The sequence below is a fragment of the Frankia sp. CgKIO3 genome (genome assembly GCF_977946435.1).
The window spans coordinates 1-20,131 of the sequence record NZ_CDWTMO010000065.1 but is presented as its reverse complement, the minus strand read 5'-3'; the positions used below and the strand labels follow the sequence as shown (position 1 = coordinate 20,131).

General features: G+C 70.4%; 21 protein-coding genes. 17 read left to right on the top strand and 4 right to left on the bottom strand.

The features are described 5' to 3' along the window. The 3 genes from AC08OJ_RS09800 to ccsB all read left to right on the top strand — a co-directional run. Positions 1 to 575 (top strand): cytochrome c biogenesis CcdA family protein (locus AC08OJ_RS09800; protein WP_476595556.1); only part of this gene is annotated, 575 nt, incomplete at its 5' end. Then, positions 572 to 2,704, top strand: a complete 2,133-nt coding sequence (gene resB, locus AC08OJ_RS09795; RefSeq protein ID WP_476595555.1) for a cytochrome c biogenesis protein ResB — start codon at positions 572 to 574, stop codon at positions 2,702 to 2,704. The genes AC08OJ_RS09800 and resB, both read left to right, overlap by 4 nt. Beyond that, entirely contained in the window at positions 2,704 to 3,897 is a 1,194-nt protein-coding gene (gene ccsB, locus AC08OJ_RS09790) for a c-type cytochrome biogenesis protein CcsB (RefSeq protein WP_476592504.1), read from the top strand. The genes resB and ccsB overlap by 1 nt, the downstream gene beginning before the upstream one ends. 186 nt (positions 3,898 to 4,083) lie before the next feature. Here ccsB and AC08OJ_RS09785 read toward each other — a convergent pair whose 3' ends face one another. Continuing rightward, positions 4,084 to 4,485 carry a PLD nuclease N-terminal domain-containing protein gene (locus AC08OJ_RS09785; RefSeq protein ID WP_476595557.1) on the bottom strand — a complete coding sequence of 134 codons (402 nt, stop codon included), beginning with the start codon at positions 4,483 to 4,485 and terminating at the stop codon, positions 4,084 to 4,086. A gap of 409 nt (positions 4,486 to 4,894) precedes the next feature. On the opposite strand from AC08OJ_RS09785, the gene AC08OJ_RS09780 reads away from it, so the two are divergent. From AC08OJ_RS09780 to AC08OJ_RS09745, 8 genes are all read left to right on the top strand, one after another. Then, entirely contained in the window at positions 4,895 to 6,346 is a 1,452-nt protein-coding gene (locus AC08OJ_RS09780) for a menaquinone biosynthesis decarboxylase (RefSeq protein WP_462202620.1), read from the top strand. 93 nt (positions 6,347 to 6,439) lie between these two features. Beyond that, on the top strand, positions 6,440 to 7,387 hold the full coding sequence (gene mqnP / locus AC08OJ_RS09775) for a menaquinone biosynthesis prenyltransferase MqnP (RefSeq protein WP_476592506.1): 948 nt from the start codon (positions 6,440 to 6,442) through the stop codon (positions 7,385 to 7,387). A gap of 14 nt (positions 7,388 to 7,401) precedes the next feature. Then, complete coding sequence (locus AC08OJ_RS09770; protein ID WP_476595554.1) at positions 7,402 to 8,202, top strand: UbiX family flavin prenyltransferase; 801 nt, start codon at positions 7,402 to 7,404, stop codon at positions 8,200 to 8,202. A gap of 95 nt (positions 8,203 to 8,297) precedes the next feature. Further along, on the top strand, positions 8,298 to 8,693 hold the full coding sequence (locus AC08OJ_RS09765) for a hypothetical protein (RefSeq protein WP_476592508.1): 396 nt from the start codon (positions 8,298 to 8,300) through the stop codon (positions 8,691 to 8,693). Positions 8,694 to 8,795: 102 nt separating this feature from the next. After that, a complete protein-coding gene (gene mqnE, locus AC08OJ_RS09760; protein WP_462185634.1) occupies positions 8,796 to 9,944 on the top strand; it encodes an aminofutalosine synthase MqnE in 1,149 nt (382 codons plus the stop codon). Positions 9,945 to 9,956: 12 nt separating this feature from the next. Beyond that, complete coding sequence (locus AC08OJ_RS09755) at positions 9,957 to 10,250, top strand: hypothetical protein (RefSeq protein ID WP_476592509.1); 294 nt, start codon at positions 9,957 to 9,959, stop codon at positions 10,248 to 10,250. Between the two features lie 62 nt (positions 10,251 to 10,312). Further along, a complete protein-coding gene (locus AC08OJ_RS09750) occupies positions 10,313 to 10,564 on the top strand; it encodes a hypothetical protein (RefSeq protein ID WP_476592510.1) in 252 nt (83 codons plus the stop codon). Next, positions 10,561 to 11,436 carry a menaquinone biosynthetic enzyme MqnA/MqnD family protein gene (locus tag AC08OJ_RS09745; RefSeq protein ID WP_476592511.1) on the top strand — a complete coding sequence of 292 codons (876 nt, stop codon included), beginning with the start codon at positions 10,561 to 10,563 and terminating at the stop codon, positions 11,434 to 11,436. Before AC08OJ_RS09750 ends, AC08OJ_RS09745 begins: the two co-directional genes overlap by 4 nt. Before the next feature lie 7 nt (positions 11,437 to 11,443). Here the strand turns inward: AC08OJ_RS09745 and AC08OJ_RS09740 are convergent, their stop codons facing one another. Then, a complete protein-coding gene (locus tag AC08OJ_RS09740) occupies positions 11,444 to 12,439 on the bottom strand; it encodes a helix-turn-helix domain-containing protein (protein ID WP_476595553.1) in 996 nt (331 codons plus the stop codon). A gap of 514 nt (positions 12,440 to 12,953) precedes the next feature. Here AC08OJ_RS09740 and AC08OJ_RS09735 point away from each other — a divergent pair. The 6 genes from AC08OJ_RS09735 to cobA all read left to right on the top strand — a co-directional run bounded on the left by AC08OJ_RS09735 (position 12,954) and on the right by cobA (position 18,069). Then, entirely contained in the window at positions 12,954 to 13,499 is a 546-nt protein-coding gene (locus AC08OJ_RS09735; RefSeq protein WP_462185639.1) for a response regulator, read from the top strand. 175 nt (positions 13,500 to 13,674) lie between these two features. Next, the gene (locus AC08OJ_RS09730; RefSeq protein WP_476592514.1) at positions 13,675 to 13,866 is read left to right on the top strand and encodes a putative leader peptide; all 192 of its coding nucleotides are present in this window, start codon (positions 13,675 to 13,677) and stop codon (positions 13,864 to 13,866) included. A 60-nt stretch (positions 13,867 to 13,926) separates the two neighbouring features. Next, complete coding sequence (locus AC08OJ_RS09725; RefSeq protein ID WP_476592515.1) at positions 13,927 to 15,636, top strand: nitrite/sulfite reductase; 1,710 nt, start codon at positions 13,927 to 13,929, stop codon at positions 15,634 to 15,636. Continuing rightward, on the top strand, positions 15,629 to 15,835 hold the full coding sequence (locus AC08OJ_RS09720) for a transposase (RefSeq protein ID WP_462185641.1): 207 nt from the start codon (positions 15,629 to 15,631) through the stop codon (positions 15,833 to 15,835). Before AC08OJ_RS09725 ends, AC08OJ_RS09720 begins: the two co-directional genes overlap by 8 nt. Beyond that, entirely contained in the window at positions 15,835 to 16,506 is a 672-nt protein-coding gene (locus AC08OJ_RS09715) for a phosphoadenylyl-sulfate reductase (RefSeq protein ID WP_476592516.1), read from the top strand. The genes AC08OJ_RS09720 and AC08OJ_RS09715 overlap by 1 nt, the downstream gene beginning before the upstream one ends. Before the next feature lie 60 nt (positions 16,507 to 16,566). Further along, positions 16,567 to 18,069, top strand: coding sequence for a uroporphyrinogen-III C-methyltransferase (cobA, locus tag AC08OJ_RS09710; protein ID WP_476595552.1), 1,503 nt, complete (start codon positions 16,567 to 16,569; stop codon positions 18,067 to 18,069). Here cobA and AC08OJ_RS09705 read toward each other — a convergent pair. Together AC08OJ_RS09705 and AC08OJ_RS09700 are read right to left on the bottom strand one after the other, a co-directional pair. Continuing rightward, complete coding sequence (locus AC08OJ_RS09705) at positions 18,035 to 18,490, bottom strand: sirohydrochlorin chelatase (RefSeq protein WP_476592518.1); 456 nt, start codon at positions 18,488 to 18,490, stop codon at positions 18,035 to 18,037. The two genes, cobA and AC08OJ_RS09705, sit on opposite strands and share 35 nt — an antisense overlap. A gap of 87 nt (positions 18,491 to 18,577) precedes the next feature. Further along, the gene (locus AC08OJ_RS09700) at positions 18,578 to 19,669 is read right to left on the bottom strand and encodes an NAD(P)/FAD-dependent oxidoreductase (RefSeq protein WP_476592519.1); all 1,092 of its coding nucleotides are present in this window, start codon (positions 19,667 to 19,669) and stop codon (positions 18,578 to 18,580) included. Positions 19,670 to 20,131 lie beyond the last annotated feature (462 nt).

The window sequence follows — 20,131 nt, the reverse complement described above, 5'->3', positions numbered from 1 at the left end:
CCGCGGGCACGGGTCTATTCGTGCTCGGCTTCACCGCGGTCTTCGTGTCCTACGGCGCGGCCTTCGGCGGGCTCGGGCAGTGGCTCACCCGCCATCAGGTTGGCGTCAGCCAGGTTCTCGGGGTTGTCACTATCGTGATGGGACTCGCGTTCGCCGGCGTGTTCTCCCGGCTGTCCTGGGCGAACAGGGAATGGCGCATCCACCGGTTGCCGGCGCCCGGCCTGCTCGGCGCGCCCGTGCTGGGGGTGCTCTTCGGGATCGGCTGGACACCTTGCCTCGGCCCGACGTTGTCGGCCGTCCTGGGTCTGGCGGTGACGAGCGCGACGGCGCAGCGGGGAGCGTTCCTCTCCGCGGTGTACTGCCTCGGGCTCGGGCTGCCGTTCCTCGCCGTCGGACTGGCTTTCCGACGTGCCGTCGGCGCCCTGCGGGTGCTGCGACGGCATACCCGCATCCTGACCCTGCTCGGCGGCATGCTGCTCGTCACGGTCGGCGTGCTTCAACTCACGGGGGAATGGGCCGACCTGGTTGCGAACCTACGGCCCTACGCCCCCGGCTTCTCGGAGACGCCGCTGTGACCTCCTCAACCCGTTCGAACGCCCGGCTCGCGCCTGCGTCCGGAGCCGCCGATCCCGCGCCACTCGCCGCCGGGTCCGTCGACGTCGAACCCGGCGACACCGTCGAGGCCGAGTCCGGCCTCGAGAAGTCCGGCCTCGAGTCCGCCATCGAGTCCGCGGGATTCGACTCCGGCGTGGCGGCCAGCTCGCGCCGCCTGCCCGAGGGGCATGCCGACGCCCGCGTCGCCGCCCCCGAGGCGTTCGACCCGCCGGACAGCGCGGCCGGTCCGTCGCCCAGCGACCCCGGCGACCCCGGCGCGCCGACCGACGGACCGGGGCGCGCCCCCGGCGCCGGTGGCCGGTTCACCCGGCATCCGGCCCTTGCCCTCGCCGTCCGGTCCTGGCGCCAGCTCACCAGCATGCGCACCGCGTTGCTGCTGCTGTTCCTGCTGGCCCTGGCCGCCGTGCCCGGATCGCTGCTGCCGCAACGCGCCATCAACCCGATGCGGGTGGAGCAGTACCTCGCCGACCACCCCACCCTCGGTCCGCTGCTCGACTGGTTCTCCGGGTTCGACGTCTTCGCCGCGTCCTGGTTCGCGGCGATCTACCTGCTGCTGTTCATCTCCCTGATCGGCTGCCTGTCGTCCCGGATCCGCTGGCATGCCAGGGCGCTGTTCACCGCGCCGCCGAAGGCCCCGGCCCGGCCCGGCCGGCTGCCCGGCGGCAGCGCCTGGACGAGTCCGATGGAGCCCGGCGACGCGATGGCGGCCGCCCGGCAGGCGCTGCGCCGACGGCGCTTCCGGGTCACGGCCACGGCTGGCGAGGCCCGCGACGCGAAGGGGACCGCCGACCACTCCGTCGCCGCGGAGAAGGGGTACCTGCGCGAGACCGGTAACCTCGTTTTCCACATTGCCCTGGTGGGGCTGCTCGCCGCGGTGGGCTTCGGTTCCTGGTACGGATACTCCGGGACCGTGCTCGTCGTCTCCGGGAGTGGATTCGCGAATACGATCATCTCCTATGACCAGTTCAACGCTGGTCAGCGCGTCGACACCGCGAAGCTGCGCCCGTTCTCGCTCACGCTGGACCGGTTCAATGCCACGTTCCAGCCGAGCGGCCAGCCGTCCGACTTCCGCGCCGACGTCACGTATGCCGCCGCGCTGAACGCCCCGACCCGCAAGGCGACCATCCGCGTCAACCATCCGCTGGTGATCGGCAATGCCAAGATTTACCTCATCGGGCATGGATTCGCCCCGCACTTTGTGCTTCGCGACGCCGCGCGCAAGGTCGTCTGGGAGTCGAACGTGCCGTGTACCCCGCGGGACGGCATGTTCACCTCAACCTGCACCGTCAAGATCCCCGACACCGGACTGCCCGCGCTGGGTGTCCGCAAGGAGCCCCAGCAGCTGGCCTTCAGCGGCGTGTTCACGCCGACCACCCGCCTCGACCCGACCCAGGGATACGTCTCCGTGTTCCCCGCGGCCCGCGCGCCCGGTCTGACGATCACGGGGTTCGTCGGCAACCTCCATCTCAACGAGGGCATTCCACAGAACGTCTACACGGTCGACACCCGCGACATGCGCCAGATCACGATGACGGGCCCGGCGGGCAGCGAGCGCACCGCGCAGGTCCTGGCTCTCGACAACCCGCGGCAGCGCACCCTTACCGGGCTGCCCGGCGGGATGAGCCTCGAGGCCGACAGCGTGGCCGAGTTCGCCACCTTCCAGGTCAAGTCCGACCCGTTCAAGGGCGAGGCGTTGCTCTTCGCGGTCCTCATCATCGTCGGGCTGATCGCGAGTCTCCGGGTGCGCCGCCGCCGGGTTTGGGTGCGGGCCCGGCCGGCGGCCGCCGGTGGGTGCACGGTGGAGATCGGCGGGCTGTCCCGCTCCGACGCCGACGGGTTCGCCGTCGAGTTGGCCCAGCTCACGACCCTGGTCCGCGAGGCCACCGGGCTTGCCGGCACCGACCGGTCCGTGCCGACCGCCTCGGAATCGAGCGGCGCCGAACCCGCCAGTACCGAACCCGCCAGTACCGAACCCGCCAGTACCGAACCCGCCAGTACCGAACCGGGCAGTACCGAACCGAGTAGCACCGAACCGGGTGGCACCGCAGCCGGCGATGCCGTGTCGAGCGCCAGCGAACGGGAGCACTGATGGCGGTCAACGAGGGCGTAGCCAGCCTTTCCGATCATCTGTTTGGCAGCGGCGAGGCGGTGTACGCCACGGCGATGCTCGGCTATGCGGCCGAGTTCGCGTTCAGCCGGCTCGGCCTGCGCCACGATGCGGTTCAGGAGGCGGCGGCCGTCCCGGCACGGCAGGGGGCCGGGTGGCCGGCGGCGCTGATCGGAGCGGCGGCCGGCGGGAGCGGCGCCGCCGCCGATCCCGCCGGCCCGGCCGGCCCGACCGATGGGGCCGCGACCCCGATCGACCCGTCCGACCCCGCCGCCGTGGCCCTCGCGGCGGCCCGGGCCCGGGAGAGCGAAGCTGTCCGGCGGCGGGCGAACGCCGCGCACACGCTGGCCGCCGGTAACGACGGCGACGTGGCGGTTCCCGCGCGTGCCCGGCGGATCGGGCGGATCGCCGTCGCGCTGACGGTCGTCGGCTGGACGTTGCACCTGGGGTCCGTCATCACTCGTGGCCTCGCGGCGGAGCGGGTGCCCTGGGGCAACATGTACGAGTTCTCGTCGATGATCTGTCTGATCGCGGTCACGACGTTTCTCGGCCTGATGATCCGGCAGCCGGTCCGGTGGCTGGGCGTCTTCGTCATGCTGCCGGTCGTGCTCTCGCTCGGTTTCGCCGGCACCGTGCTCTATGTCGCCGCGGGACCGCTGGTGCCCGCGCTCAACTCGTACTGGCTCAAGATCCATGTGGTCGGTGCGATCGTCGCCAGCGGGGTATTCCTGGTCTCCGCCGTGACCACGGTGTTGTTCCTCATCAAGGAGCGTTGGGAAAACCGGCTGGCCGAGGTCGCGGCCGGACGGGCTGACGCGAGCCGGGCCATGCAGCGCCGGGGCGGCATCGTCATGCGCCTGCCGTCGTCAACGGCGCTCGACACACTGTCCTACCGGGTCATCGCGTTCGCGTTCCCGATCTGGACCTTCGCGATCATTGCCGGGGCGATCTGGGCGGAGGCGGCATGGGGCCGCTACTGGGGGTGGGACCCCAAGGAGACGTGGTCGTTCATCACCTGGGTCTGCTACGCCGCCTACCTGCACGCCCGCGCGACGGCTGGATGGCGTGGGCGGCGGGCCGCGACGATCTCGCTGCTGGCCTTCAGCGCCCTGTTCGTGGACTACTACCTGGTGAATCTGATCATCTCGGGGCTGCACTCCTACGCCGGCATCTGACCCTCCCCGCGGCTGCTGGTCCCTGGTCCCGGTCTGGCCCCGTCGGGGAGAACGGGCGGGTTACCTGCAGCCTGCGGAGAACACCCCGCTCGGCCGCGTACCGGAACGACGGACCGCCGCTCGTCCCGGTACGCGGAGCCGGTCAGCCGCGGGCTCGTGCCCCTGGATCCCCCGCGTCCAGGCGGCTCAGCCGTGGGACGACGACGGCGGCGGTCCGGCCTCGCCCTTGCGGATCCGGGCGGACAGTTCCCGCATGAAGTCCGGGTCGTCGTCGGGACCCTTCGGCCGGACGGCGGCCCGGCGGGTGCCCGTCCGTGCGCTGTACCGGTTGAAGCCGCCATCACGCCGGCTGTCGACGCCCCAGGACGATCGTTGCCCGAAGGCCGGGTGGTCGGAGACCGGCCGGCGCAGCGGTCGCCCGCCGGCGCTGTTCGCGCGAGGCCGACCGAAGAAGAACCATCCGGCGGTGCCGAAGATACCAAGGAAGATCACTGCTACGATCCACGCGAGTTTGGGCATGATCCGAACCTCCTCGGGGGGTGTCCCGAAGACATCGATGATCGCGTAAGCCCAAACGCCAATGATCACAAACGTCAGCGCGAGGCCCAGCACCGGCCGGTCGCTCCTTCCTGCTTTTCTTGATCGTTATTCTCGTCGTGACCTGTCAGGTATGGAACATCCGATCCGCGGGCATCTAATCCCGACCCGTGGCGAAACCCCCGACCCGTGGCGACGTCACGGACGGGTGGCGTCACGGACGGGCGACCCCACCAGATGGGTCAGGCGAGCACGTACCGTCCGCTATGGCCTGCGGCGGACGTACATGTCGTGGTGATGGCCGGCCCGTGTACCTCTAGTGTGCCTTCCGCGCCGACTCCTCGTCCCTCCGGTCCGTTATCCGACGCGGTCGTGCCCGTGGCGTGACGTGTTGAACTGGGATCGTGACCACCTGTGGGCGGTCGGGCATCCACCCGTGGCGACTGCGAGGATGGAGGTCATGGCCTGGGCGGATCTGCGTGCGTTCCTTGCTCATCTCGAAAGGCGGAAGGATCTGCGCCGCGTCACCGTACCCGTCGACCCGCGTCTCGAGGTCACCGAGATCGTGACCCGGGTGGTACGGGAGCGCGGGCCGGCTCTGCTGTTCGAGTCCCCGGCCGGCGCCGACATGCCGCTGGCGATCAACGTGTTCGGCACCGAGGAGCGGATGGCTGCCGCGCTCGGCGTCGAGGCGCTGGATGACATCGGTGAACGGCTCGGCGCGCTGCTGCGCCCGCAGCTGCCGATCGGCCTGTCCGGGTTGCGCGAGGCGTTCGGCAAGGCGGCGTCGCTCGCCTCGATCCCGCCCCGCCGGGTCCGGACCGCGCCCTGCCAGGACGTCATCCTCAAGGGTCCGGACGTCGACCTGTTCCGGCTGCCGGGGGTGCACGCCTGGCCGAACGACGGCGGGGCCTTCCTCAACCTCGGTCTGACGCACACGAAGCACCCCGAGACCGGGGCGCGCAACCTCGGGATGTACCGGTTGCAACGCCACGACGCACGCACCGTCGGCATGCACTGGCAGATCCACAAGGACTCCAACGCGCATCACGCGGTCGCCGAGCGGCGTGGGGAGCGGCTGCCGGTCGCGATCGCGTTCGGGTGCGACCCGGCGGTCACCTACGCCGCGTCCGCGCCACTGCCCACCGACCTCGACGAGTACCTGTTCGCCGGTTACCTGCGCGGCGAGCGGGTGGAGATGATCGACTGCCTCTCCGTCCCGCTGCGGGTGCCCGCGAACGCACAAGTGGTGCTCGAGGGCTGGCTCGAGCCGGGGGAGCGGCTGCCCGAGGGGCCGTTCGGCGACCACACCGGCTTCTACACCCCCGTCGAACCGTTCCCGGCGCTGCACGTCGACGTGATGACGACGCAGCGTGACCCGGTGTTCCAGACGATCGTGGTCGGTCGGCCGCCGCAGGAGGACGGTCCGATGGGCAAGGCCACCGAACGGATCTTCCTGCCGCTGGTCAGGATGATGATCCCCGAGATCGTCGATTACGACCTGCCTGAGGCGGGGGTGTTCCACAACTGCTGCATCGTCTCCATCGAGAAGCGTTATCCGAAGCACGCGCAGAAGGTGATGAACGCGGTCTGGGGAGCCGGGCTGCTGTCGTTGTCGAAGCTGATCGTGGTCGTCGACGCCGACTGCGACGTGCACGACTACCACGAGGTCGCCTGGCGCGCCTTCGGCAACGTCGACTATGCCCACGACCTGATCACGACCATCGGGCCGGTGGACCATCTCGACCACGCCGCCTACGAGCAGTTCTGGGGCGGCAAGGTTGGTGTGGACGCGACCCGCAAGCTACCGAGCGAGGGTTACCGGCGCAACGGCGGCTGGCCGGAGGAGATCGTCATGGACGAGGCGGTCCGCGAACGGGTCACCCGCCGATGGAAGGAGTATGGACTGTGACCGTCCTCCGTTTGCCTTGCTTATCCAGAGGGACAAAGACAAAAAGGACGCTAGGGCCTCTGGATAGGCAAGGAACAAGGAGTGGTGATTGCGGTGAGTGACGCCGCGTGGGTGCCGGGCGCGTCGGAGCCGGTCGGGCGAGGGTCGGGAGCCGGCCCGGGACACGCCGCCGGCCGGGTACGGGCGTTCCTGCGGCTCGTCGTCATCGAGCACTCGGTCTTCGCGCTGCCGTTCGCCTACATCGCGGCGCTCGCCGCCTCGTTCGCGGATTCCCGGTCGGTGCACTGGTCGGACCTCGCCCTCGTCAGCGTGGCGATGGTCGCGGCCCGAACCTTCGCCATGGCCGCAAACCGGGTCATCGATCGCGCGATCGACGCCCGTAATCCGAGGACGGCGAACCGAGAGCTGGTCACCGGCGTGGTCTCGGTGCGCACGGCGGTCGTCGGCGCCGCGGTCGCGCTCGCCGTCTTCCTCACCGCCGCCGCGGCCCTGTCCTGGCTCTGCCTGCTGCTCGCGCCGGTCGCTGTCGCGCCGCTCGTCGTCTACCCCTACGCGAAACGGTTCACCGACTTCCCGCACGCCGTGCTCGGCATCGCCCAGGCGGTGGCCCCGGTCGGCGCGTGGATCGCGGTCACCGGCGAGTGGTCCTGGGCCGCACTGGTGCTCGGCCTCGCGGTCGGTAGCTGGATCGGCGGCTTCGACGTGATCTATGCCTGCCAGGATGCCGAGGTCGACCGGCGCATCGGCGTGCGTGCGGTGCCGGCCCGGTTCGGGGTGCGGGCCGCGCTCATTGGCTCCACGGTTACGCATATGATCACCTTTGCGTTGTTCATCGTCTACGGGCTGCTGGACAACGCTGGTGCGTGGTGGTGGGCCGGGCTCGTGCTGACGGCGGCGGCATTCTGCTATGAGCACGCCATTGTGTCCCCGAACGACCTGTCGCGGGTCAACCGGGCCTTCCTCACCGCGAACGGATTCGTCGGCATCGTCCTGTTCCTCTTCGCCGTCGTCGATCTCGCCAGCCGTGGCCTGGCCGTCTGAGCGTCGGATTCGTCATGGCCGATGTTTTCAGTGCCCCCGAGGAGGAGGCCGGACCGCGCCTGCCGTGGGTGGTCGGGGTGAGCGGCGCCAGTGGAACCCCCTACGCGGCCGCGGTGCTGCGTGGCCTGCTGGCCGCCCGGCTGCCAGTCGATCTGGTGCTGTCCCGCGCGGCCCGCCTGACCCTGCTCGATGAGACGGGCATCGCCTGGCGTGACTCCGCCTGGGCGAAAGCCCTGGTCACGTGGTTGTCCATGCCCCTGGGCGGGGTGTCACCTCCAGAGGGTGTGTCGGCGCGGCGGGCCGATCGTGACGCGCTGGCCGATACGGTGTCCACCCTCGTCGAGGTACATGCCCCGGGTGATCTGGGGGCGCCGACGAGCAGCGGTTCGTACCCGACCCGCGGGATGATCGTCGTCCCGGCGAGCACGGCCTGCCTAGCCGGCATCACCCTGGGATTGTCCAAGGATCTGTTGCAGCGGTCGGCGGATGTCACGCTCAAGGAAGGCCGCCGTCTGATCGTCGTCCCGCGGGAGATGCCCTACACCCGCGCGACGCTGCGCCACATGTTGGACCTGCACGACGCCGGGGCGGTGGTGGCCGCGGCGAGCCCGGGATTTTACGCGGGCGTACGGACGGCCGGCGATCTCGTCGACTTCGTGGCCGGGCGGGTGCTCGACGCCGCCGACGTGCCGCACACGCTCTTCCGGCGTTGGACCGGCGAGCTCGGCGGCGCCCGCTGTGACCTGCCGGGCCGCTGTGACCTGCCGGGCCGCCGTGACCTGGCGGACGTCGAGGCGGCGCCACCGGCCGGGTGACGCCTGTTCCCCCTGGCGCAGGCCCCGCCCGGACAGGCACAGTTGTCGGGAACGGGCCCCGACCGGGGCCGCGGTGCCGGCGGGATGAGGACGATATGGCCACGGGTGGGCGCGGACCGGCGAGGAACCGGGGCCGCGGAACCGGCGGGGTGGACGGGGCCACGGCACGCAGACCCGCCTCGGCGGGGGGCCGCGGCGCCTCGGCGCGGCCGGGTCGTCCCACTCGCGCCGAGCGGCCCGCGCCGCAGGACGTGAACCTGCGTGCGCAACTGCCGTACTTCCTGACCCGCGTCGCCGCCCTCGCCGTGATCACCGTAATCCTGGTGACCGTGGGGCTGAACCTGCTGATGGCGCTGCTCATTGGGTTCGCCGTCGCCGGACTGCTGACCTGGCCGCTCGGGCGGATGCAGCGCAGGGCCGCACAGCGGGCCGCTCAGCGCCCGGATGCCGGGAACACCGGGAACGGCGGGAACACCGGGAACGGCGGGTAGCCGCGAGTAATCCGGATGCCCCGCCGGATCGCGGGGCGGCTGTGACCGGGTAGCTGTGCTCGCCTCCGAGGACGCCGAGAGCTGCGGGCTAGGCTAGAAGGCATGGATGCTGGGCTCAAGCGGGAGATCGAGGCCAAGGTTTCCGTCGGCGAGAGGCTGAGCCGTGCCGACGGGGAGGCGCTGTACGCCAGCGACGACCTCGTCTGGTTGGGCGGTCTCGCCCACGAGGTTCGCACCAGAAAGAACGGCGACAAGACCTTTTTCAACGTCAACCGGCATCTGAACCTGACGAACGTCTGCTCGGCGTCCTGCGCGTACTGCTCGTTCCAGCGCAAGCCCGGTGAGTCCGATGCTTACACCATGCGCATCGAGGAAGCTGTCCGGCTGGCGAAGGAGATGGAGCCGGCCGGGATCACCGAGCTGCACATCGTCAACGGTCTGCATCCGACGCTGCCCTGGCGCTACTATCCGCGCTCGCTGCGGGAGCTCGGCAAGGCGCTGCCCGGCGTCGCGTTGAAGGCGTTCACCGCTACCGAGATCCACTGGTTCGAGAAGATCAGCGGCCTGTCCGCCGACGAGATTCTCGACGAGCTCATCGATGCGGGACTCGAGTCGCTCACCGGCGGCGGTGCGGAGATCTTCGACTGGGAGGTCCGCCAGAAGATCGTCGGTCACGAGACGCACTGGGAGGACTGGTCGCGCATCCACCGGCTCGCCCACGCCAAGGGCCTGCGCACCCCGTGCACGATGCTGTACGGGCACATTGAGGAGCCCCGGCACCGGGTGGACCACGTGCTGCGGCTGCGTGAGCTGCAGGATTCCACGGGCGGGTTCACGGTCTTCATTCCGCTGCGCTTCCAGCACGACGCCGCCGGTGACCCGCGCAACCGGTTGATGAACCAGCCGATGGCGACGGGGGTCGAGGCGTTGAAGACGTTCGCCGTCTCCCGGCTGCTGTTCGACAACGTGGATCACATCAAGTGCTTCTGGGTGATGCACGGCCTCACCACGGCGCAGCTCGCGTTGAACTTCGGCGCTGACGACCTCGACGGTTCCGTTGTCGAGTACAAGATCACGCACGATGCGGACCGGTTCGGGACGCCGCACACCATGACCCGCGAGGATCTGCTCGCAATCATCCGCGACGCCGGCTTCCGCCCGGTCGAGCGGGACACCCGCTACCGGGAGATCCGTGTCTACGACGGTCCCGACCCGGCTCGGCGTGACGTCCCGACCTCGATCGACGCCTGACCGGTGGACCGGATGGGCACCGGGGACGGGCCGGGGCCGGCCCGCGGATCCGAGGAGTCGCCGGCGCTCGGGAGTCCCGGGCCTGTCCGGCACCCCGGAGCACCCGGCATCGGATCGATCTTTGTGCTTGCCTTCCTGGTGATCCTGTTTCCGGGGGTGGCCGGGTACGTGGTGCTCGACTGGATCGGTCTGCCGATCGGCGCCGCCGGTCTGCTGGGTCTGTTCGTCGTCTTCCTGGGGCTGGGCTTCTTCCCGACCGTGCTGCGCCGGCTCGGCTGGGTGCCGACGAAGAGACGGAGGACGTGATGGTGCAACCGCGTAGGCGGTTGGTTCCGTGGCCACAGCGGGTTTCGTGGCCACAGGGAGCGATGCCTGACTCGCTGACCGGATCGGGCCAGGCGGGCGAGCGCGGCCTGCTTGGCATCAACCTGCGGTACTTCGCGGTACGCGTGCTGCTCTTCGGAGCGGTGCTGGCCGTGGTCCTGCTGCTGGGGGTGCGCGGGCTGCTGGCCTTCGCCCTGGCCGTGGTGTTCAGCGGGCTGCTCAGCTATCCCCTGGCGTTGCGCCAGCGCCGCGTGGTCATCGAGGTCATGGAGGAGCGCCGGGGCGGACGGCGTTGACCGGAGCCGGAGCGGACAACGATGGCGATACCCAGGCCCGTCCCCGGGTGGGGCACATCCAGTTTCTGAACTGCCTGCCGCTGTACTGGGGACTGGTCCACTCCGGTGCTCTGCTCGACATCGAGCTGACGAAGGACACCCCGGACCGGCTGAACGACGCGCTGGTCGCCGGCGATCTCGATATCGGTCCGATCAGCCTGGTGGAGTACCTCCGGCATGCCGACGAGCTCGTCGTGCTGCCCGACCTCGCGGTCGGCTCCGACGGTCCGGTCCTGTCCGTCGTGCTGGGCACGGCGGCGCCGCTCGTGGAGATCCGGACCGTCGCGCTCGGCTCGACGTCCAGGACCAGCGTGCTGCTCGCCCGGATGTTGCTGGAGGAGCGCTACGGCCTGCGACCGGAGTATGTGACGATGCCGCCGGACCTGCCGTCGATGCTGCGGGAGGCGGATGCCGCAGTGATCATCGGTGATGCCGCGCTACGGGCGACCTACGATGCCGAGCGGGGCGGTCCGGACCATCCTCTCCGGCTCGTCGATCTCGGTGCCGCCTGGCGGGAGTGGACCGGCCTGCCCATGGTGTTCGCCGTGTGGGCCGCCCGACGGTCCTTCGCCGAACGCCGTCCCGGGGTGGTCAAGGAGGTGCACGGCGCGTTCCGCTCCGGACTCGACCTGGCGCTGCGTGATGTGGACGAGGTCGCGGCGCGGGCGGCCCGTTTTGAGGTGTTCGACCCGGGCACGCTGGCCCGGTATTTCACCACTCTCGACTTTCGGCTCGGTGCGCGCCAGCAGGCGGGGATTATCGCCTTCGCCGGGCGTGCCGCGCGGCGAGGTGATGTTCCGGCGCTGCGCGCACTGCGTTTCGCGGACGTCTGACCGCCGCTCAGACCGGTGGTCGGAACGCGTGAGAGATACTGGTCGGCGGAATCGGAACCGCTTGGCGCGTACTCGCCGTGGCGAAGCGCGCGATACGTCCCTTTACCAGCGCGACCAACCGGGGCGGGGTGGCTCGCCCGCCCGGCGCGATCAGCATCTCGTCGAGCGTCTCGCCACCGGCGTCATCCCCGCCGGCCAGAGCATACCTTGGATCGCTGGGTTCACCTGGCGGCCCGGACCGTGGGTCCGGTGGCACGGGGGCCCCGAGGCCGTCGCCGGACGCGATGCCGGGTTCGCTGCCGGGTTCGCTGCCCTCGCAGGCCTGCCGGGCGGCCGCGTCGATGAGGCTGTTGACCGCGAGGGTCCAGGCCCGTAGTCCTTCGTGACCGGTCAGCTCGGTGAACACCGCCGCCTCGAGGCAGCAGGTGCTGGCTCCCGCGAGCTCGTCCACGTCCAACAGGGAGATGGCGAGCAGCCCGGCCAGGTGACCCGCGAGCATGAACAGCCGGAACTGCTGGTGCGGCAGCATGGGCGTGTGCAGCAGGTTGTCGACGACGTTCTGCTGCTCCAGCACCTGGGCGGTGACGTCCTGTGGATCGAGCCGGTCGGCCTTGGCGATCAGATCGGCCACCAACCGATCGAGGTAGTCCAGTTCGGTGTCCGACCGGCGGTGGTCGAGCAGATCCGAAACCCGGCGGCGGGACTCCCGCTCCGGATCGGGCTGGCGACGCAGGCGTTCCGCCCGGGCGGCGACGGCTGCCTCACGCAGGTCGATGAGGGCGCCCCCGGCCTCCAGCGCCGCGTCGACTGCGGCGATCATCGGTCGGGAGGGGATGCCTCGGCTGGGCTGTTCGAGCTGACCGATGTACTGGCGGCTGTAGCCGGTGCGTCGGGCGAGCTCCTCCCGAGAGAGGACACGTTCACAGCGCCGCCGTCGGACCTCAGCGGGTAGCAGGTCTTCGGCGGTCGCTGCATCGTGCCGGCCTCGGCTCCGTTGCCGCATCTGTGACGTCCTTCCGCGTGGCAAGGTCCCGCCTCCCGAGGAGGGAAGCTCAGCAGTCGTGTGCTGTCTCTGCTCGCCCGCCTGACGGTCGCCCGCCCAATGGCCAGTAGAGAGTCACCGATAGTGATCAGATTACTCCAGGCCGCACCCTAGTTGACTAGAGGTCAAAGTCCCATACACATCCAGTTTCACTGATTACTCTCAGTTGTCAAACGGCAGGCGAAGTCGATCGGCATCGCGCTTCGTGGTCGGCCGATCGATCGCCGTGTGGAAGTCGCCCGTCATACCGCACCTCCGTCGAGACATTATGCCGACCTTCTTGGGTTATTGTTGGGAAACGCGAGTGTTGCCACGGAAGTGTTGGCGGAAAGCGGCGGAATCGCCGAGGGCTCGTCCGGACGGGCTATTCCCGCATGGTGTGCTATCGCGGCCGCGTCCAGGCTGCGGTGCTTCGCGACGGTCTGCGGGTATCGGCCTGATGGCCAACGTGGGTCATCCTCGGAAACCATCCTGAATGACGATGCGCGGGGTCGGGCGGGGCGCGTACAAAAGAATGGTGGATACCGGCCGTTCGGTGGATGCCGACACCGTCGGGCTCGTCGGGGAGAAGGCCGTCGGCCTGGTCGGCGGTTCCGCTGTGGGCCGTGGTTCCGCTCCGGCGGAGCAGGTGCCTCCGCCCGGTCCACGGCGCGTAGTCGTCGTCGACGACGCGGACGGGGTGCGCGACCTATTGTGCCTGTTGCTGGAGACCGAACCCGACTTCGTGATCGTCGGCGCCGCGTCCAACGGCGCGGAGGCGATCGACGAGGTCGTCCGCACCGAGCCGGACCTCGTGCTGCTCGACCTGGCCATGCCGGTCCTCGACGGCATCGCCGCCCTGCCGCGGATCCGGCGGGTCGTGCCGCGGGCCACGGTGGTGATCTTCACGGGATTCTCCGAGGATGCGTTGCTCGACCAGGTGCTGGAACTCGGCGCGGATGGCCTGCTGGAGAAGGGGCTGGCCACCGGTCCGCTGGTGGAGCAGCTCCGGCGGCTGTGCGCCGCCCACCGGACGATCTGAGCGATCTCGTGACCGGCGGGATTGTTCATTTTCTCCGCTGTCATGACGGCCATGGCGGACGGTTTCGGGGCTGGTCGTCCGGTTTATTGCAGTTTGGAGCAGGGCGGCGGGTCGAAGTAGGCCGGACAGTGCCCCGACTTGCCCATCAGCCGTACTTCTGTGGAAACATGGGCTCGTGACTACGTGCGCCCTCGCTGGTGGGATGCCGGTTGGGCAGGCGTCAGGCCTTCCGCTTGACGTCTCCCGTCGGCGCCGGGCTGCGTCGTCCCCCGCGGTGCCGTGCCTGGTGATTGAGCCGATGCTCGTCGCCCGTCTGCACGTCGACCTGCTGCGGGTTTCCAGCGCCGGCTGTCGCCGCTCCCGCTGACGTCTCCGTTCGTGGCGCCCGCTGCCGGCGCCGCGACTTCCTTGCGCACCGAGAGATCTCATGACTTCTCCTGCTCGTCCTGCCCGGTCCGCGCGCCCGTCCCGACCCAAGGGAACGGGCCAGTGGGCGTTGGGATATTCCGAGCCGCTCAACGCGAACGAGCGGATGAAGAAGGACCAAGGCGGTCTGGAGGTGCGGGACCGCATCCTCAACCTCTACCCGCGTACCGGTTTCGACGGGATCGATCCCCAGGACCTGCGGGGCCGGTTCCGGTGGTGGGGTCTGTACACCCAGCGCCGGCCGGGGATCAGCGGCGGGCGGACGGCGATCCTCGAACCCGAGGAACTGGACGACTCCTACTTCATGCAGCGCATCCGACTCGACGGCGGCCGGATGACTTCGGATCAGCTCCGGGTGATCGCCGACGTCTCCACCCGCTACGGCCGGGACGTCGCCGATGTCACCGACCGGCAGAACATCCAACTCCACTGGATCCGGATCGAGGATGTGCCGGCGATCTGGGCGGCACTGGAGAACGCCGGCATGACCACCGCCGAGGCCTGTGGCGACACCCCCCGGGTGATTCTCGGTTGCCCGCTCGCCGGGGTCGACGGTGACGAGATCATCGACGGGAGCGAGGCGATCGACGAGGTCGTCCGCCGGTTCATCGGCGACCCTACGCTGGCCAACCTGCCCCGTAAGTTCAAAAGCGCCATCTCCGGCTGCGCCGACCACTGCACGTTGCACGAGATCAACGACATCGCGTTCGTCGGGGTCATCTATCCGGAACTGGGAGCCGGCTATGATCTGTGGGTCGGTGGCGGTCTGTCGACGAACCCGCGGCTCGGCGTGCGGCTGGGCGCGTTCGTGCCGCCGGCGCGGGTTGCCGAGGTCTGGCACGGCGTCGTGTCGCTGTTCCGAGACTACGGTTACCGCCGGCTGCGCACCCGCGCCCGGTTGAAGTTCCTGGTCGCGGACATGGGCGCCGAATGGGTGCGCGCGACCCTGGAGAAGGAGTACCTGGCTTCGGCGCTGCCTGACGGCCCGGCGCCGGCCCCGCCGCGCAGCGAGGGGCGCGACCACATCGGGGTGCACCGCCAGCGCGACGGCCGCAACGCCGTGGGGTTCGCACCGCGGGCGGGTCGGCTCAGCGGGACCACGCTGACCGCGGTGGCGGACCTCGCCGATCGGTTCGGGCAGGGCCGCATCCGCGCCACGACGACGCAGAAGCTCGTCATCCTCGATGTCGCCGACGCGGGCGTCGACGCGCTGGAGGCCGAACTCGGTGCGCTCGACCTGGTGGTCCGCCCGAGCGTGTTTCGGCGCGGCACGATGGCCTGCACCGGTATCGAGTTCTGCAAGCTGGCGATCGTCGAGACCAAGGGCCGGGCCCGCGACCTCATCGACGAGCTCGAACGCCGGCTGCCCGACTTCGACGAGCCGATCGGGATCAACGTCAACGGCTGCCCCAACGCCTGCGCCCGCTTCCAGGTCGCAGACATCGGGCTCAAGGGTTCCCTGGTACCGGACGACGCCACCGGTGAGATGGTCGAGGGCTTCCAGGTCCACCTCGGCGGGCACCTGGGTACCAGGTCGCGGCTGGGCCGCAAGTCGCGTGGTCTGAAGGTGACCGCCGACGGCCTCGTCGACTACGTCGTCGCGGTGCTGGAGACTTACCGGGCGGGCCGGACCGCGGGGGAGAGCTTCGCGGACTGGGCGGAGCGGGCCGACGAGGCCCAGCTGACGGCGCTCGGTGCCGCTGATGGCTAGCGGTGAGCGGGTGGTGCCCTTCTACTGCCCGTACTGCGGCGAGGAGGACATCGTCCCGGACACGCCGCCGGAGGGCTCCGGCGCGGGACCTGGCCACGGGTACTGGGCGTGCCGATCCTGCCTGCGGGGCTTCCGGCTGAGTCTGACGGCCCTCGCGGCCGCCGGAGCCGGGTTGCGTGACGACGAGGAGACGAGCTGATGGATGCCGCGTTGCAGGCCCGGGCGCTGCGGGCCGGGGACGATCTCGAGGGTGCGCCGGCGGAGGAGATCCTGCGCTGGGCGGTCGAGGAATTCGGGACGAAGCTGGCGATCGCCGCCTCAATGGCTGAGACGATCCTCGTGGACATGCTCGCCCGGATCCGGTCCGACGTCCCCGTGGTTTTCATCGACACTGGTTATCACTTCCCCGAGACCGTCGGTACCCGGGACGCGGTGGCCGGAATCTACGACCTGCCGATCATCAGCGCCCGTCCGCAGCTCACCGTCGTCGGCCAGGACGCCGTCTACGGTCAGGACCTCTACCGGACCGACCCGGACCTGTGCTGCCGGATGCGCAAGGTCGTTCCGCTGGATCGGGCCCTGGCTCCCTACCGTGCCTGGGCCGCGGGGTCGCGGCGGGCGGAGTCGCCCAGCCGGGCGAAGCTCCGGGTCGTCGACTGGGACGCCAGACGGGGCAAGGTGAAGATCCACCCGCTCGCGGCCTGGACCGACGAGGACGTCGAACGCTACGTGGCAGAGCACGGCGTCATCGTCAACCCGCTCCTCTCCGACGGTTACGACTCGGTTGGCTGCTGGCCGTGCACCCGGCGGGGCGCCGGCCGGGAGGGCCGGTGGGCCGATTCGATCAAGACGGAGTGTGGTATCCACTGACCTCCTCGGGCCTGCCGGCTGCCAGTGTTCGAAGGCAACCGAGCAGGTACGGTGCACGCCGTGACGGACGGGCGAAGTGTGGGTGAGGTCTGGCTGGTCGGCGCGGGCCCGGGCGATCCCGGTCTGCTCACCGTTCGCGGCCGTGAGGTGCTGGCGAACGCGGACGTCGTGGTCACCGACCGGCTCGCCGCGGCCGTCCTCCTCGGCGCCGCCCCGGCCGGCGCCGAGATCATCCACGTGGGCAAGAGCCCGACCGCGCCGTCGTGGACCCAGGAGGAGATCAACGCGGTCCTCGTCGACCGGGCGCGCGCCGGTGCGCGCGTCGTCCGCCTCAAGGGCGGCGATCCCTACCTGCTCGGGCGAGGCAGCGAGGAGGCGCAGGCCTGCGCCGTGGCGGGGGTCGCGTGCACCGTCGTGCCCGGCGTTACCTCGGCGCTGGCCGTACCCGCCTGTGCCGGCATCCCGGTCACTCATCGTGGTCTCGCGCAGGAGGTTGCCATCGTCTCGGGGCACCTGCCACCCGGCCATCCGGAGTCGACGGTGGACTGGGCCGGTCTCGCGGCCTCCCGGGCGACCATCGTTATCCTGATGGGGGTGGCGCGTCTCATGGACATCACCGACGCGCTGCTCACCGGCGGTCGCCCCGGGGCGACGCCGGTCGCGGTCATCGAGCGCGGGGCGACCCCGGCGCAGCGGGTCCTGCGGACCACCCTGGACGCGCTGGCGATCGACGCGATCGCGGCCGGTGTGCGGTCTCCCGCGGTGATCGTGGTCGGAGAGGTCGCGGCGCGCCGGGACGCGCCGGTCTCGGAGGCGGGGCCGCTCGCCGGGATCCGGGTACTCGTGGCTCGTACCCGGCCGCGGCCGGGTCTGCTGGCTCGCCGGCTGCGGCAGCTGGGCGCGGATGCGGTCGAGACCGTTGTCGCCCGGCCCGCGCCGGTCGAGGACGCCGGTGCCGTGCTGGTGGCGGCGCTGCCGGGAGCGGATGGTCTGCTGCTGGCCGATGCGGACGAGGTCGCCGCCGTGGTGGCCCTGCTGCGTCGAGCCGGCACCGACGTGCGGGCGTTGGCCGGCCTGACTCTCGTCGCGGCCCGCGGGGACGCCGCGGAAGCGCTTGACGGGCTGGGCCTCGCCTCGGTGCCCGTCGCCGAGCTGTCCATGGATCCGTCGTCGACCGGTCTCGCCGGTCCGACCGGCTCGTCGCGGGTGCTGATCGTCGGCGCGGCGGACCCGCCGGACGGGGTGTGTTCCCTGCGCCGGGTGCCGCTGCTTACCGACGTGACCGCCGAGCCGGATCCCCGGATCGCCGAGGAGCTCCGGCACGGCGACTTCGACGTCGCGGCCTTCGCGTCGTCCACCGCCGCCCGCAGCACCGCCGAGATCTACGGACCTCTCCCGCCCGATCTGCTCATCGCGGCGATGGGTCGACGCAGCGCGCTGGCCTGTGCGGTGGCGGGCATGCGGGTGGACATCGTGCCCACCGAACCCGGGGTCCATCCGCTCGCGGCCGCCGTCGCGGACTTCGTCGTCACCAGCCGGTCCATCGGCTCGCCGGATGGTTGATCTTCGGAGCGGCGGCCTCGGCGTCGCGAACCAGGAGACGCAGGGTGTCGTCGAGCCGCGCGCGGACCGCGTCGACGACGCTCGCGTGCAGCCCGAGCGGCTCCGACAGCACCCATCGGGTCGTCGGGTGCCGGCACCGGGCGTCGTCGAGTGCCGCCGGGATGTCTCGGCGGGTGTGATTGCCGTCGAACAGGAAGAACGGGTAAACGACGATCTCGGTGCATCCCGCGTCGGCCAGCGTGGCGTACCCGGTGGCGATGTCGGGCCGGGCGATTTCGAGGAAGGCGGCTTCGACCGCTCCCCACGTCCATGGCGCGGCGGCATGGCCGGGATCGACCAGGAGCCGGTGGGCGAGCTCCCGAACCGTCGCGTTCGCCTCATCCCGCCGGGATCCGTGACCGATCACCAGTAGACCGCGCATGTTCCCAGTGTGCGCCGCGGGTCCGTCGGCGCCCGGTCGGGCGCCGACGGACAACGGCCACGCCTGTCGGTCACGCCCGCCGGGCGCTCAGCCGCCGGTGCCGTCGTCGGAGCTGTGCCCCGGGAAGATCTTTGCCGACGGGTCCACCACCGGCGCCGCGTTGTTGACCGCCGTCGCGGCCTCCCCGAAACCCGTCGCGATCAGGCGGACCTTCCCTGGGTACTCAGTGATGTCGCCGGCCGCGAAGATCCGCTCGACTCCGGTTGCCATCGTCGGGTCGACGACGATGTGCCGCTTGTCAATGGTCAGATTCCAGCGGGTCAGCGGTCCGAGGTCGGCGGTGAATCCGAGCGCGGCGACGACCGCCTGCGCGGGTCGGACATGTCGGTCGCCGGTGCGGGTCTGCACCAGTTCGACCTTCTCGATCCACTCCTCACCGTGGACCGTGGCGACCTCGGTGAAGGTCAGGATCTCGACGGAGGACGCCTCGACCCGCTCGACTGTGGACATATGCGCCCGGAACCGGTCCCGACGGTGCACGAGGGTGACCGAGCGGGCGATCGGCTCCAGGGCCAGCGCCCAGTCGAAGGCGCTGTCCCCGCCGCCGACCACGATGACGTCCTGGCCGGTGTGGACGTCGAGCTTGGGCACGAAGTAGACCAGGCCGCGGCCCAGATGCGCGGTGCCGGTGGGCAGCGGGCGGGGGGTGAAGGTGCCGAGACCGCCGGTGATGACGACGACCTTGGCGCGTACCCGAAGACCCTGGCTGCTGGTCACCACCACGGCGCCCGGCTCGTGGGTCAGCTCGGCGGCCTGCTGGCCCAGCAGGTAGGTGGGGGAGAACTGGTTCGCCTGGATCAACAGGGCGTCGATCAGTTCACGGCCCCGGACGGCCGGCAGGCCCGCGATATCGTAGATCATCTTCTCCGGGTACATCGCGGTGACCTGACCGCCGGCCTCGGGCAACGAGTCCATGAGCGCGACTGACAGGCCGCGGAATCCGGCGTAGTAGGCGCCGTAGAGGCCGGCCGGCCCGGCGCCGACGATCAGCATGTCGACGTCGGTGTCGACCGGGGACGTCCCCGACCGCACGGCGCCGGTGACGCTCGCCCTGGCCGCGGGGTCGGTCTCCGTGACCGCGTTCGCGGGCTGGTGCGCATCGGCGGACTGCGTGACCACGGGTGACTCCCTAAGCTTGGCGGCCGACCGGCGCTGTCGGGGCAGCCGGTCGGTAGCAGTGGATGTTCCCTCCCTCATCCTGCCGGAGACACGCCGCACCCGCCTTCATCCGCGGAATGGTGAGTCGTCGACCACCTGTGGTTGTCGTCGACTACCTGCGGTCCCCTCGGATACGGCTGGCGGGAACGACCGGATCCGCCGCGTCGGCTGGCGGACAACGCTCGACATCGATTTACTCGAGAGGGTTAGCGTTAGCGTGACTTCCGCGCCGTTGCGGATGCCCGTAGGGACTGGGCGACGACGGACTGTGGCGTGATGATGGGTTCGTCTCCCTGCACGGGGAGACAATTGCGGCACCGGTGACGGCTCCCAGGCCGGAACGGTACCTGGGCCGCGGCCGGAGGTATAACACGGGCGGGAGAACAGTGACGGAACGATCGGCGCGTCGGGTTTCGCCTAGTT

What these genes read in the sequence shown, in the direction of transcription:
- ccsB (WP_476592504.1), top strand. Translation starts at nt 2,704, where the DNA reads ATGGCGGTCAACGAGGGCGTAGCCAGCCTTTCCGATCATCTGTTTGGC.
- AC08OJ_RS09780 (WP_462202620.1), top strand. Translation starts at nt 4,895, where the DNA reads ATGGCCTGGGCGGATCTGCGTGCGTTCCTTGCTCATCTCGAAAGGCGG.
- AC08OJ_RS09770 (WP_476595554.1), top strand. Translation starts at nt 7,402, where the DNA reads ATGGCCGATGTTTTCAGTGCCCCCGAGGAGGAGGCCGGACCGCGCCTG.
- AC08OJ_RS09765 (WP_476592508.1), top strand. Translation starts at nt 8,298, where the DNA reads ATGGCCACGGGTGGGCGCGGACCGGCGAGGAACCGGGGCCGCGGAACC.
- mqnE (WP_462185634.1), top strand. Translation starts at nt 8,796, where the DNA reads ATGGATGCTGGGCTCAAGCGGGAGATCGAGGCCAAGGTTTCCGTCGGC.
- AC08OJ_RS09755 (WP_476592509.1), top strand. Translation starts at nt 9,957, where the DNA reads ATGGGCACCGGGGACGGGCCGGGGCCGGCCCGCGGATCCGAGGAGTCG.
- AC08OJ_RS09750 (WP_476592510.1), top strand. Translation starts at nt 10,313, where the DNA reads ATGCCTGACTCGCTGACCGGATCGGGCCAGGCGGGCGAGCGCGGCCTG.
- AC08OJ_RS09740 (WP_476595553.1), bottom strand. Translation starts at nt 12,439, where the DNA reads ATGCGGCAACGGAGCCGAGGCCGGCACGATGCAGCGACCGCCGAAGAC.
- AC08OJ_RS09735 (WP_462185639.1), top strand. Translation starts at nt 12,954, where the DNA reads ATGACGATGCGCGGGGTCGGGCGGGGCGCGTACAAAAGAATGGTGGAT.
- AC08OJ_RS09725 (WP_476592515.1), top strand. Translation starts at nt 13,927, where the DNA reads ATGACTTCTCCTGCTCGTCCTGCCCGGTCCGCGCGCCCGTCCCGACCC.
- AC08OJ_RS09720 (WP_462185641.1), top strand. Translation starts at nt 15,629, where the DNA reads ATGGCTAGCGGTGAGCGGGTGGTGCCCTTCTACTGCCCGTACTGCGGC.
- AC08OJ_RS09715 (WP_476592516.1), top strand. Translation starts at nt 15,835, where the DNA reads ATGGATGCCGCGTTGCAGGCCCGGGCGCTGCGGGCCGGGGACGATCTC.
- AC08OJ_RS09705 (WP_476592518.1), bottom strand. Translation starts at nt 18,490, where the DNA reads ATGCGCGGTCTACTGGTGATCGGTCACGGATCCCGGCGGGATGAGGCG.